At 70.4% G+C, this 11,991-nt stretch carries 12 protein-coding genes; 7 read left to right on the top strand and 5 right to left on the bottom strand.

Annotated elements, in window-relative coordinates:
- From ACFFNX_RS28070 to ACFFNX_RS28085, 4 genes are all read right to left on the bottom strand, one after another.
- Positions 1-932, bottom strand: a 932-nt coding sequence (locus ACFFNX_RS28070) for a threonine synthase (RefSeq protein ID WP_378208548.1), incomplete at its 3' end; no start/stop codon positions are given.
- Entirely contained in the window at positions 929-1,840 is a 912-nt protein-coding gene (locus ACFFNX_RS28075) for an ABC transporter permease (protein WP_378208549.1), read from the bottom strand. The genes ACFFNX_RS28070 and ACFFNX_RS28075, both read right to left, overlap by 4 nt.
- Positions 1,840-2,820, bottom strand: coding sequence for an ABC transporter permease (locus ACFFNX_RS28080; RefSeq protein ID WP_378208551.1), 981 nt, complete (start codon positions 2,818-2,820; stop codon positions 1,840-1,842). The genes ACFFNX_RS28075 and ACFFNX_RS28080 overlap by 1 nt, the downstream gene beginning before the upstream one ends.
- Positions 2,817-4,370, bottom strand: coding sequence for an ABC transporter substrate-binding protein (locus ACFFNX_RS28085; protein WP_378208553.1), 1,554 nt, complete (start codon positions 4,368-4,370; stop codon positions 2,817-2,819). Before ACFFNX_RS28085 ends, ACFFNX_RS28080 begins: the two co-directional genes overlap by 4 nt.
- A 161-nt stretch (positions 4,371-4,531) precedes the next feature.
- On the opposite strand from ACFFNX_RS28085, the gene ACFFNX_RS28090 reads away from it, so the two are divergent.
- The 5 genes from ACFFNX_RS28090 (at position 4,532) to ACFFNX_RS28110 (ending at position 8,919) form a co-directional block, all read left to right on the top strand.
- Positions 4,532-5,296 carry an IclR family transcriptional regulator gene (locus tag ACFFNX_RS28090; RefSeq protein WP_378208555.1) on the top strand — a complete coding sequence of 255 codons (765 nt, stop codon included), beginning with the start codon at positions 4,532-4,534 and terminating at the stop codon, positions 5,294-5,296.
- Complete coding sequence (locus ACFFNX_RS28095) at positions 5,293-6,348, top strand: serine hydrolase domain-containing protein (RefSeq protein ID WP_378208557.1); 1,056 nt, start codon at positions 5,293-5,295, stop codon at positions 6,346-6,348. Before ACFFNX_RS28090 ends, ACFFNX_RS28095 begins: the two co-directional genes overlap by 4 nt.
- Entirely contained in the window at positions 6,345-7,427 is a 1,083-nt protein-coding gene (locus ACFFNX_RS28100; RefSeq protein WP_378208559.1) for an amidohydrolase/deacetylase family metallohydrolase, read from the top strand. The genes ACFFNX_RS28095 and ACFFNX_RS28100 overlap by 4 nt, the downstream gene beginning before the upstream one ends.
- Before the next feature lie 165 nt (positions 7,428-7,592).
- On the top strand, positions 7,593-7,919 hold the full coding sequence (locus tag ACFFNX_RS28105) for a hypothetical protein (RefSeq protein WP_378208560.1): 327 nt from the start codon (positions 7,593-7,595) through the stop codon (positions 7,917-7,919).
- A 4-nt stretch (positions 7,920-7,923) separates the two neighbouring features.
- Positions 7,924-8,919: a C40 family peptidase gene (locus tag ACFFNX_RS28110; protein ID WP_378208562.1), complete on the top strand. Its 996-nt coding sequence runs from the start codon at positions 7,924-7,926 to the stop codon at positions 8,917-8,919.
- A 59-nt stretch (positions 8,920-8,978) separates the two neighbouring features.
- On the opposite strand, the gene ACFFNX_RS28115 is transcribed toward ACFFNX_RS28110, so the two are convergent.
- Positions 8,979-9,950 (bottom strand): helix-turn-helix domain-containing protein, encoded by a 972-nt coding sequence (locus ACFFNX_RS28115; protein WP_378208564.1) that lies wholly within the window; start codon positions 9,948-9,950, stop codon positions 8,979-8,981.
- A 147-nt stretch (positions 9,951-10,097) separates the two neighbouring features.
- Between ACFFNX_RS28115 and ACFFNX_RS28120 the strand changes: the two genes are divergently transcribed.
- Positions 10,098-10,499 carry a hypothetical protein gene (locus ACFFNX_RS28120; RefSeq protein ID WP_378208566.1) on the top strand — a complete coding sequence of 134 codons (402 nt, stop codon included), beginning with the start codon at positions 10,098-10,100 and terminating at the stop codon, positions 10,497-10,499.
- 522 nt (positions 10,500-11,021) lie between these two features.
- Positions 11,022-11,991: hypothetical protein (locus tag ACFFNX_RS28125; protein WP_378208567.1), on the top strand; the 970-nt coding region annotated here is incomplete at its 3' end.

Genomic DNA, 11,991 nt, shown 5'->3' on the forward strand with positions numbered 1-11,991 from the left:
GCCCCGCCCTGGATCGGCGCGTCGCCGGCGATGCTCTGCGCGACGGTCCGCGTCGCGTCGCCGTGCGCACCCGCGGTGGGCCGGCCGTCGGCGAAGGCCCGCACGATGGGCGCGGAGGCGGAGGGCTGAACGCCGATCATGCGCGGCAGCCGGTCGATCACGCCCATGCGCCGCAGCTCGCGAAAGCCCTTCCACGCGCCCCACAGGCCGCCGCCGGTGCCGACCGGGTGCACCATCACGTCGGGGGCACGCCAGCCGAGTGCCTCGCAGATCTCGTAGGCGTACGTCTTCATCCCCTCGTGCCGTACCGGGTTGATGAAGTTGACGAAGGAGTAGAAGCCCGCCTCGGCGAGCGCGCTGACGCCGGCGAAGATCTCCAGGCTGGAGCGGTAGCGCAGCCGCAGCACCCGCGCGCCGTACAGGCTGATCGCCGCGACCTTCGTCGGGTTGGCGACGTCCTCGACGAGGACGGTGGCCTCGATCCCGGCACGTGCCGCGTAGGTCGCGAAGGACGCGCCGGCGTTCCCCGAGCTGTAGGTGAACGCCTCGTCGATCCCCAGGGAGTGGGCGAAGCCGACCGCGACGGCGAACCCGCGGTCCTTGAAGCTCCCGGTCGGCATCAACGTGTCGTTCTTGATGCGCAGGTTCGGGATCCGCAGCCGGTCACCGAGACGCCGCGTGGTCAGCAGGGGTGTGTCTCCCTCGCCCAGGTACAGCGGCTCGGTGCCGTCGGTCACCGGGAGCAGGTCCGCCCAGCGCCACAGGCCGATGTCGCGGCGGGCGGCCGCGCGGGTGAGGATCTCGCGCGAGGCGCGCGAGAGGTCGTATTCGATCTCCAGCAGTCCACCGCACGCCGTGCAGAGCAGAGCCGGGGTGTCCAGCGGCGTACGCGCGTGGCAGTCGTCGCAGACATAGTGGGACGCGAGGTTCATTTGGTGTATGCCTTCGGGTCGGCGACGTCCCGGAGCATGTCGCCGGTTACGTTGATCGAGAGTGTCGTGAGCATGATCGCCGCTCCGCTGAAGACCGCGATCCACCAGGCGCTGCGCAGGTAGAGCTGTCCGTCGGCGAGCATGCCGCCCCAGGTCGGGATGCCGGGTGGCACGCCGAGCCCGAGATAGCCCAGCGAGGCCTCCGCGATGATCATCGCTGCGACCTGCAGCGTACCGATGGTGACCAGCGGAGCGACGATGTTCGGCAAGAGATGCCGGGTCATGATCTGCCGGTCGTTGTCGCCGATCGCCCGGGCCGCCACCACGAACTCCCGTGACCGCAGTGACAGGACCTCGGCGCGGACGACGCGGGCGTAGGAGACCCAGCCGGTCAGGCCGAGGACGAGGATGACGAACCAGAGGCTCGGGCCGAGCACGGCGATGATCGCCAGCGCGAGCAGGATCGTGGGGAAGGCGAGCTGGATGTCGGCGAGCCGCATGAACACCTGGTCACGCCATCCGCGGTAGTAGCCGCTGATGAGGCCGATCGCGGTGCCCACGACACCGGACAGCAGCGTCGCGGCCACGCCGACCAGCAGGGAGATCCGGGTGCCGTACACGATCCGGCTCAGCACGTCGCGGCCGAGCATGTCCGTGCCGAGCGGATACCCCGGCTGGTGCCCGGCCGACCAGAAGGGCGGACGGAGCTTGAGGGTGAGGTTCTGGGCGTTCGGATCGTGCGGCGCGATCAGGGGCCCGAACACGCCGACGACCACGACGAGCATCAGGACGCCGATCGCCACCTTGGCGGCGTGGTTGCGGCGCAGCGCACGCCGGACGGCGTGCCGCATCGTGTTCGGGGCGGGGCGCGCCGGGGCGGTGGTCCGCCCGGCCGTCGCGGTGGTCATCAGCTCAGCCTCACTCGTGGGTCGAGGGCGGCGTAGGACAGGTCGACCAGCAGGTTCACGACCACGAACACCGTGGCCAGGAAGAGCACGGTCGCCTGCATCAGGGGGTAGTCGCGATAGGTGACGGCCTCGACGGTCAGCCGGCCCACGCCGGGCCAGGCGAAGACCTGCTCGGTGAGGATCGCTCCGCCGAGGAGATTGCCGATCTCCAGGCCGACGACCGTGACCACCGGGAGGGAGGCGTTCCGCAGCCCGTGTGCCGTCACGATCCGCCATCCGGTCAGGCCCTTGGCCCGCGCCGTACGGATGTAGTCCTCACCCAGCACGTCCACCAGCGAGGACCGCAGCAGCCGGGCGACCATCGCGATCGAGTACAGCCCGAGGGTGATGGCGGGAAGCACGAGGTTCTCGATTCCGCCCATCCCCGACGCGGGCAGCACCTGGAGGTTCACCGCGAAGACCAGGATGAACAGGATCCCCACGAAGAACGCCGGCGTCGACTGGCCGACCAGGACGGCCGCCATCACCGAGGTGTCCGTCGCGGTGCCGCGCCGCAGCGCGGACAGGACGCCGGCCGGGATCGCCACCACCAGCACCACCACGAGCGCGCCCGCGGCCAGCGTGACGGTGGCGGGCAGCCGCTCGGCGATCACGTCGAACGCCGGGCGGTGGAAGAACAGCGACTGGCCGAGATCCAGGTGCAGCAGGCCGGTCATGTACGAGACGTACTGGCCGAGCAGCGAGCGGTCGAGGCCCAGCTGGGCCCGCAGCGCCGTCTCCTGGGCCGCCGTGGCGTCGGGCGGGAGCATCTGGCGTACGGGGTCGCCGGAGATCCGGACGAGGAAGAACGACACGGTCGCGACGCAGAACAGCACGAGCACCGCGTGGCCGATCCGCCGGCCGACGAACGACCAGAGCGCCCGATCGCCGATCCGGGGCAGCGTCAGCGCCCCGGACCGGGCCGTCAGGTCACCGCTCATGTCAGCTTCGCGCTCGCCATGGCGAGGGTCCCGTTCGAGTTCGTCTTCCACTGGACCCGGTCGTTGACCGCGAACAGGTTGCTGCCCTGGTACAGGAACAGGAAGGGCGCCTCATCCACCAGCAGCCGCTGGAGTTCGGTGAAGGCCTTCTTGCGGGTCGCGGAGTCGACCGAGCCCTCTTCGGTGTCGACCAGCTTGTCCGCCTGCGGGTTGTTCCAGCGGCTCTGCCGGCGATCGTGGCGGATGAACGACTGCAGGTTGCTCTCGGCGTCCATCGTCCACCCGGTGTTGCCGGTGAAGTACATCGGGCCGAGGGCCTGCTTGTTCGAGGAGACCAGCCGTTGCTTGAAGGTGGCGGCGTCCATGATCGACACACTCGCCTTCACCCCGATCTTGGCGAGCTGACCGGAGATGGCCTGGGCCATGTCCTTGTCGACCGCGGAGGCCGTCAGCTTGGTCGCGAAGCCGTTCGGGTAGCCGGCCTGCGCGAGGAGGGTCTTGGCCTTGGTCAGGTCGTACGGGAACGCCTGGACCGAGGGGTCGTAGCCGAACGACTGGTGCGGGATCAGCGTGGGGGTCTGCTGCCCGGCGCCGTTCAGCACGGACTTGATGAGCGTCGGCACGTCGAGCGCCATGTTGAGCGCCTGGCGCACCTCTTTCTTGGCCAGCGGACCGCCGCTCAGGGTGTCGATGGACACGAAGAACGTACGGATCCCGGGCGTGGTCACGACCTTCAGGCCGGCGCCGTTCCCGAGCTGTTGCGCCGCGTCCGGGGAGAGCTGGGACACGATGTCCACGCCGCCGGACTGCAACGCGGCCAGCGACGAGGCGGCGTCCGGCATCACCTTGAAGGTGACCTGCTCCACCGCGGGCTTGCCGCCCCAGTACTTCGGGTTGGCCTTCAGCACGATCTGGTTGTCGCGCTGCCAGGACTGGAAGACGAACGGCCCGGTGCCGACGGGGTTGGCCGCGAAGGCGGCGTCGCCCTTCTCCTTGATGTACTTGGGCGGCACGATGACGCCGCCGAACAGCGACACCTTCTGCGGCAGGATCGGGTCGGGCTGGCTGGTGATCACGTCGACCGTCTTCGCGTCGACGACCTTGGCCTTGGTGACGAACCGCAGCTCGACGATCGGGGACTTCGTCGCCGGGTCGACCAGGCGCTGGAGGCTGTAGGCGACCGCGGCGGCGTCGCACGGCTCGCCGTTGTGGAAGGTCACCCCGCTGCGCAGGTGAAAGCGCCAGGTCGTCGGCGAGACCGATTCCCAGCTCTCGGCGATGCCGCCGACCAGACGGTCGTTCACGTCGCGCACGGTCAGAGTGTCGAAGATATTGATCAGGACGTTCATCGAGGGCAGATCGCCCTGCTTCTGCGGGTCCAGCGTGGTCGCGTCGGCGGGCTGGGACACCCGCAGGACGTTGCCCGCCTTGCCCGCGGGGTTGGAGCCGGCCTTGCAGGCGGTCAGCAGTCCCGGCATAGATATCCCGGCGACCGCGAGCCCGCCGAATCTCAGCAGATCACGGCGGCCCATCCTGATGCGTTCGGTCACGTCTCGCTGCCTTCCTCGTAACTCCCGCAGCGCCGCGCCCATGAGACGGGGGCGATGGACAGGGCGTGGACAGGTATTTGCGTTTCATATTGTGAAACGCCATCTCGTATGGTTGAATATGCCGCATATCGGTCCGACCGGTCAACCCTTTAGGTGCGGAAATGAATTCGGTGGAGAAGACACTGGCGGTGCTGCGTGCGCTCTCCAGCCCCGACCAACCCCGGCGGCTCGCCGACATCGCGGAACGGACCGGCATCAACAAGACGACCGCCCACCGCATCCTGCAGATCCTCACCGCGGAGGGATACGCGGTCACCAGCGGCGACGGCGCGTACGCGTCCGGACCGGCGCTCCTCGCGCTGGCCGGCTCCGCCCTGGCCGATCGCGACCTCGCCGCCGTGGCCCGGCCCATCCTGGAGAACCTGCAGCGCCAGACCGGGCACACCGCTCACTTCGCGGTACGCAGCGGCACGGTCGCGGTGTACCTGGCCAAGGTCGAGTCCCAGGAGCCGTACCGCATGGCCTCGAAGGTCGGCATGCAGATCGCGCTGCACTGCACGGCCATCGGCAAGGCCCTGCTCGCCGGCCTCCCCGACGATGAGGTTCGCGCCATCATCGCGGCCTCGTCCCCGCTGATCAGCCACACGCCGGCGACGCTCGTCGAGCCGGACGGGCTGCTGGCCGATCTGGCGACGGTGCGCGAGCGCGGCTACTCCGTCGACGAGGAGGAGAACGAGCGCAACGTCCGCTGTGTCGGCGCCGCGGTCCGCGACCGGCAGGGCACCGCCATCGCCGGAGTCAGCGTCTCCGGTCTCACGTTCACCCTGAAAGAGGACGACGTCGGGCTGCTCGGCCCGTTGGTCGTGGCGGCGGCCCGCCGCATCTCCACGGCGCTGGGCAATCCCGCGGAAAGGAACGACCGATGACAGTGGACCCCGCCGGCATCATCGCCCGGGCTCGGGAGGACCGTACGTTCTCGGGCGCGGCGTGGGCGTACGGCGGCAGCGCCGGGGTCGTGGAGCGAGGCACGTCCGGCACGCTGTCGTGGGACGGCGATCCGGTCCGCGACGACACGCTCTGGGATCTGGCGTCGGTGACCAAGCCGATCGCCGGGATCGCGGTGATGAGCCTGGTCGAGTCCGGAGCGCTGACCCTCGACGACCCGATCGCCGCCCACCTGCCGGAGTACGCCGGCACGGACAAGGCCGGGCTCACCGTCTTCGAGCTGCTGACCCACACGTCCGGCCTGCCGGGTCAGGAGCCGATGTGGCGGCGGTGCGCGACCCGCGCGGAGCTGCTGGCCGCGTTGCCGCGCCTGCCGCTGCGGTTCCCGCCCGGTACGGGCGTGGAGTACAGCTCCGCCGGGTTCATCGTGCTCGGCCTCATCGCCGAGCGCGCCTCGGGAACCCCCCTGGACACGCTCATCGCCGAGCGTGTCACCGCGCCCGCGGGCATGAGGGAGACCCGCTTCCTGCCGCCCGCGGACGACCGCGCGCGGGCGGCCGCCACGGAGGACTGCCCGTGGCGCGGCCGGATCGTGCAGGGCACGGTGCACGACGAGAACGCCGAGGTCCTCGGGGGCGTCGCGGCGCACGCCGGGCTGTTCGGCACGCTGGACGACCTCACCGCCCTCGGCCAGGCCCTCTGCCGCGGCGGCCGGGGAACGGGCGGACGGGTCATCGCCGAGCGCACCCTCGCGGTGATGACCGAGCCGCGGACCGACCACCTCCCGCTGCGCCGGGCACTCGCCTGGCAGGGCCGTGACCCGCACCGCTGCAACGGCGGCGACCTGCTGACCCCGGCGGCGTACGGCCACACCGGCTTCACCGGGACCAGCATCTGGGTCGACCCCGTCCTCGACGTCTTCGTGGTGCTGCTGACCAACCGCGTGCACCCCACCCGCGACTCCGACGCGATCACCCGGCTCCGGCCGCGTTTCCACAACGCGGCGGTGACCGCGTGCCTGGCGGCGTCATGATCACCCGTAAGCCGCTGCGGGTCATCGGCGGCGACCTTCGTACGGCCCGGCTGGAGCCGGATCCGAGTGGTGTGAAGCTCCGGCCGAGCGACGGACCGCCCGGCGAACTGTTCATCGGCCCGGGATGGGCCGACGCGCACGCCCACGTCTACGACGGCATGACCGAGATCGGCGTGGCGGCGGACCAGGTCGGCCTGGCCACCGGCGTCCACCTGCTGGGCGACGCCGGCAGCGCGGGCGCGGCGACCCTGGACGGGCTGGTCAAGTACGTGATCCCCGCCGCCGATGTGCGCATACGCGCCTGGGTGAACATCGGGTCGTACGGCCTGGTGCACATGCGGGAGACCGCCGACATCCGCGACGTCGACGTGGACGCCACGCTGGCGGCGATCGACCGCCACCGCGACGTCGTCTGCGGCGTGAAGGTCCGCTCCAGCGGGTTGATCGTCGGCGCGATGGGACTACAGCCGCTGCAACTCGGCCGGCTCGTCGCACGCGAGGCGGGACTGCCGCTCATGGTGCACATCGGAGAGCCGCCGCCGCTCATCGAGGACGTGCTGGACCTGCTGGGAGACGGCGACGTCGTGACCCACTGCTACCACGGCAAGACCGGTCACCCCTGGCGGGCCGACGGCCGGCCGTCACCGGCCCTGGACCGGGCGCTGAACCGCGGCGTCCGGCTCGACGTCGGCCACGGCGCGGCGAGCTTCGCGGGCGACGTCGCGCGCCGCGCCATCGCCGCCGGGTTCCCCCCGCACTCGATCAGCACCGACGTCCACGTGCGCAACATCCGGGGACCGGTCCACGACCTGCCGACGACGATGACGAAGCTGCTCGCCTGCGGCCTGCCACTCGACGACGTCATCGCCGCGGTGACCCGCACACCGCGCGAGATCCTGGGGGCGCCGGAACCCTGGCTGGACGAGGACGGCCTGGTGCGCCACGCGACCGTGTTCCGGCTGGCCGACACGCCCCCGCCGCACCGTGTCTACACGGACGCCCGCGGAGCGGTGCTCGATCCGACCGCGCACATCGTGCCGGTGGCCACGATCAGGAACGGGACGCTGGAGAGGGGATAGCCCCCGGCGACGGCCGGGTGGGGCGCGTCGCCGCTGGTCACCGCGCCGGGCTTCGGCGACGTCGGCACCCGGAGGCCGAACGTTGATCATCGAACGCTGCCCATTCCCCGTCCGAGGCGTTAATCTGGTACCGCGATTTTCGACGCTATGCGGTTGGGGTGCGATATGACCGAGCAGCCGCTCGATGTGCATTACCTGGGCCTGACGCGCGCCACTCGGTACAGCCGGGATGCCGCCGACATTCTTACCGGAAAGGTCAACGAACACCTGACCGCGTGCGCGGCCGCCGGTGACAGCCACCGCGGCTGGCAGACCACCGAGGCGCTGAACGAATGCGTCGAGGCGTGGGCCTCTCACCTGCGCGGAATCGTCGATGACGCCCATGACATCGGTCAGCGGATCCACCGCACACGCGCGGGCTACGCCGACGCGGAGTACGACTCGCATCGACGCGTCGGCGCGGTGACGCCGCCCGCCGTCCAGGAAGTCTGATCACATGGGCGGCATCACCTACGACGACCTGCTGAACGCCACTCCGCACCAATACAAGAGCACCGCCGACGCGTGGGGCAAGTGGCGGGACGCGGTGGACAAACACGCCGGTGACCTCCTCACCGTCAATCAGCACGTGTCCGGAAACTGGGACAGTGCCGCGGCCGGCGAGGCGCATGCGTTCATCGACGCGAAGCACCTGAAGGTGCAGGCGTCCTCCAAGGTCCTGGCCCAGGTCGAGAGCACGCTCACCACCGCGTACACGAATTTCGCGGAGGCGCACAACAAGCTCGTGGCGACCGTGCAGAAGGCGGTGGGCGACGGTTTCGACTGCACGGGCGGTCACGTCACCGACACGAAACCGGCCGCCGACACGAAGCAGGACCGAAACGACCGGGTGACGCTCCGGCAGGGGTACCAGAACGACATCGACGCCGCCCTCAAAGAGGCGACCTCCGCCGACAGTTCGGTCGCGACCGCGCTGCGCGGCCTGATGCCCGGCAACACCGACCTGGCGGGCGGCAACGGCGACGGCCCTGGAAACCGGGGCGGAAACGGCGCCACGGCCACCCCGGTCGACTACTCGCGCTCCGGCGACATCCCCGTGCCGCCCAACGCCAGCACCCTCGCGCCCAACCCCCGGGCACAGCAGGTGATCGACTGGGCGCTCACGAAGCTCGGCGATCCCTATGTGTGGGGCGCCACGGGACCGGACCGTTTCGACTGCTCCGGCCTCACCTCGCAGGCCTACAAGGCGGCGGGACTCACCATTCCGCGCACCTCCGATGTGCAGTGGCAGCAGGAGCCATCGGTCCCGGCGGGGCACGAGCAGCCCGGCGACCTGGTCTTCTTCCACATGGGCAATACCGGCCCCGGCCACGTCGGCATCGTCTTGGACCCCGAAAAGGGCACGATGATCGTCGCGCCGCACACCGGCGATCACGTCAAGATCGACAATTACAAGACGCAGAATCCCATCGGATTCGCCCGCCCCACGTGAGCACGCCGTCACCGGTGGGAGCAGGGTCTCGCCGCATTCCGCAGAGCCCACCGCCGAGGTCACGGCCCTGGCAGTGACAGCCGTCTGTGCTCGCCTGGAGGAATTCCGTACGCCGCCTTGAACGCTCGGTTGAAGGTCGCGGCGTCCTGGAAGCCCCATCGTGCGCCCACGTCCGCGACGGTTCGGTTGATCAGCTGTGGGTCGACCAGTTCGGTGTGGCAGCGCTCCAGGCGCCGCCGGCGGATGAGTTCGCCGACGCTCTGCCCGTCCTCGTGGAACAGGTGGTGGAGGTAGCGCACCGAAATGTGGTGTGCCGCGGCGATCAACGTGGGTGACAGTTGGCGATCGTGGAGGTTGCCGAGGACGAATTTCTTGATCTGCTGGAGGAGTGCCTGCTGCCGGGTCTGCGGCGGTAGCCGGCACTCCGTGTCGGCCAGGCCGGCGAGGAAGGCCGTCGCGAGGCCGATGGCCGCGGACTCCAGCCGGTCGGCCGCCGCGGGCTCGAGCACGGTCACCTGTTCGGCGAGGCCTTCCAGGAAGCGGGCCATGAGGTCCCCCGCTCCCGTTCGCGACGGCATCGGCCGCGCCACCAGCCTCCGAAGCGCCTGCTCCGGAACCGGCACGGCTTGCCGCGGCAGGTGCAGCATCACGGAGTAGGTGCTGCCCACGCCGCGGCAGACGCCCGATTCGAACGGCTGCGACGTGTCGTACATCACCATGTCGCCGGCCTCCGCGCGGGCCCTGCTGCGGCCCTGCTCGATCCAGTAGGACCCCGCGAGCACCAGCATCAGCACCCATCGTTCGGGATCCGAGCGCTGGATCAGGCGGCGGTTACGGACCACCGATCGCACCGCGGAGAACTCCGGCACCAACGCGGTGAGGCATCCCAGTTCCAACTGCCTCGCGGATGCCCGGAAATCCGCCACCGAGTCGATGGTGAACCGGGTGGGTGCCAGGTCACGAGCCGTCAGCTCGCACCACCAGTCGAACCGGTCGGCAACCGGTACATCGGAACTGCACAGCTCGATCATCCGGAACCACCTCCCGCGTCGTTGCTCTGAACATCAATGATTCGTGCGCCCGGCGTCAATGACCTTCGCGGGCCCCCCATCAGACAATCAGGGCATCTCACCAGACACATCGTGGGAAACCCTGAGATTGGGAAGGAAGGTTCGATCATGCGCATTGTCTCGGCAGCACTCGCCTTCGTCTCTGCCGGCACACTGGCTCTGGCCGGAACCGGCATGGCGGACGCCTCGTCGAAGGCGGCGGCGAGCGGGCAGGACGGCGTCCGGCCCGCGGCCTGCAAGAGCGGGCACGCGGACGCGGAGTTGTGGTCGCCCAAGGGCCGCAACATCGGTGTCTACAAGTCATGGAAATGCGACGGCCACGGGGGCTACAACGGCACCTTCTACGACTGGAAGGCCGATAACGGCGTCTGGACCCAGATGCGCGTGCATTGGGAGTCCGGCCGGCTGGAACAGAAGAAGATGAAATTCGGGAAGCACTACACCTACAAAGGCGCGTACAGCGTCTACCTTCGCGCCTGCGACTCCAGCGGTTGCGCCGGCTGGTGGTGACCGCACAGGCCTGAGCGTGACCCGGTCGAGCCGCGCGCCGACGACGACCGTCCGCGGGCCACCGGCATCCGCGGCGGCCGCCGCGGGTGGAGGCCGACGAGTTCTCCGGTGAAGGCTCGTCCTCGGGCATCGCTACGCGGCCGCCCCATCGTCGTCGGCGACGGTTCGCCGGTACCGCCCCCTCACGCGTGGGTGCCCGGCGGGCCCTCCCGGTACGCATTCGAACGGTCGGCGTGCGCTCAAGGCGGTCCGGCCACGTCGGCCTGACGCGGACGCCCCGTGCTCGTACGGCCGGACCGGCACGGGCCGGGGGACGGTGACACCGGCGCCGGCCGGGTCGTGCGAGGCGTTGCCCGACGCACGGACCGCACCCCGAAGTTCTCACTCGCGAGAGAGCCCGTTTCGACCGCCCTGCGGCATATGCTTCAGGTAGACGATAGTGTCTATTTGATCTGGCCGTCGCGTTCGCGGGTCACGCTGCGCCACCCGCGTCCCGGCCGTGCCGGTGGAGTCGGGAGGCAGATGGTGTTCTCGTTGGCCAGCGAGTCGGGCGCGGTCTACCAGGTGGAGGACGCGCCCTTCAACCCGCCGGGCGGCCGGTCGAGGCTGCACCTCTGCCGCGACCACACCGGGCGCGAGCGCGTCGCCAAGCTCTACCCCGCCCCCGTCGCCGATCCACCGGCCGCCGACCGGATTCGCGCGGCGGCGGCGCGGGGCGCGGCGGTCCTCGCCGACGCGGAGGCCGCCGGTACGGTGGCCGAAGCGGCGGACACGTCGATCAACTTCCCCATCGACGTCCTGGTCGGCGGGCAGGCCGTCGTCGGCGTGGTCCTGCCGCTCATCCCCCGGCCGTTCCGGTACGACAACGGTCAGCCCCGTACCCTCGACCACCTGTGCTCGGCCTCGGCGCCTCCGGCCGCGTTCCGCGTGGGGGTGCTGATCCGGATCTGCGAGATCTTCACCGTCCTGGAGGGCGCGGGGCTGGTCCACGGCGACGTCTCCCCGAAGAACCTCGTGTGGCGGCCCGATCGGCCGCACGCCTACCTCCTCGACTGTGACGGCCTGCGGCCGGTCGGCTCCGCCGCCGTCGGCGGTGCCGTCGCCCCGGGCTTCGCCGACCCGCGCTGGATCACTCGGCGGATCACCGCGCACGACGAACACAGCGATCGCTACGGCCTGGCCGTGCTGATGTACCGCGGCCTGCTGCTGGCCCCTGACGCGCCGGCCCTGATCGGGGACACCTGGCATCCGCCCACGGGCCTGCCCGGCGATCTCGACCCCCGGCTGCGTGCCCTGTTCGACCGTGCGTTCGGCGACCCGCACGCCACCGACGCCCGCCCGGGCGCCACCCAGTGGCGCGACACGCTGCGCGACGTGTTCCTCGGCGAGTACGGCACGAGCCACCGCCCGGAAGCCGTCGAGGCGCTCGACCGGCACGCCCGGCCGTTCCGGGACGGCTCCGCCGCGACGCCACCCGCCGCGCCGGGCGGCC

It is taken from the genome of Actinoallomurus acaciae (assembly GCF_042429965.1).
Classification (GTDB): Bacteria; Actinomycetota; Actinomycetes; order Streptosporangiales; family Streptosporangiaceae; genus Actinoallomurus; species Actinoallomurus acaciae.

Coding starts and splice junctions, on each gene's coding strand:
- ACFFNX_RS28090 (WP_378208555.1), top strand. CDS start 4,532: ATGAATTCGGTGGAGAAGACACTGGCGGTGCTGCGTGCGCTCTCCAGC.
- ACFFNX_RS28100 (WP_378208559.1), top strand. CDS start 6,345: ATGATCACCCGTAAGCCGCTGCGGGTCATCGGCGGCGACCTTCGTACG.
- ACFFNX_RS28115 (WP_378208564.1), bottom strand. CDS start 9,950: ATGATCGAGCTGTGCAGTTCCGATGTACCGGTTGCCGACCGGTTCGAC.
- ACFFNX_RS28095 (WP_378208557.1), top strand. CDS start 5,293: ATGACAGTGGACCCCGCCGGCATCATCGCCCGGGCTCGGGAGGACCGT.
- ACFFNX_RS28080 (WP_378208551.1), bottom strand. CDS start 2,820: ATGAGCGGTGACCTGACGGCCCGGTCCGGGGCGCTGACGCTGCCCCGG.
- ACFFNX_RS28105 (WP_378208560.1), top strand. CDS start 7,593: ATGACCGAGCAGCCGCTCGATGTGCATTACCTGGGCCTGACGCGCGCC.
- ACFFNX_RS28075 (WP_378208549.1), bottom strand. CDS start 1,840: ATGACCACCGCGACGGCCGGGCGGACCACCGCCCCGGCGCGCCCCGCC.
- ACFFNX_RS28110 (WP_378208562.1), top strand. CDS start 7,924: ATGGGCGGCATCACCTACGACGACCTGCTGAACGCCACTCCGCACCAA.
- ACFFNX_RS28120 (WP_378208566.1), top strand. CDS start 10,098: ATGCGCATTGTCTCGGCAGCACTCGCCTTCGTCTCTGCCGGCACACTG.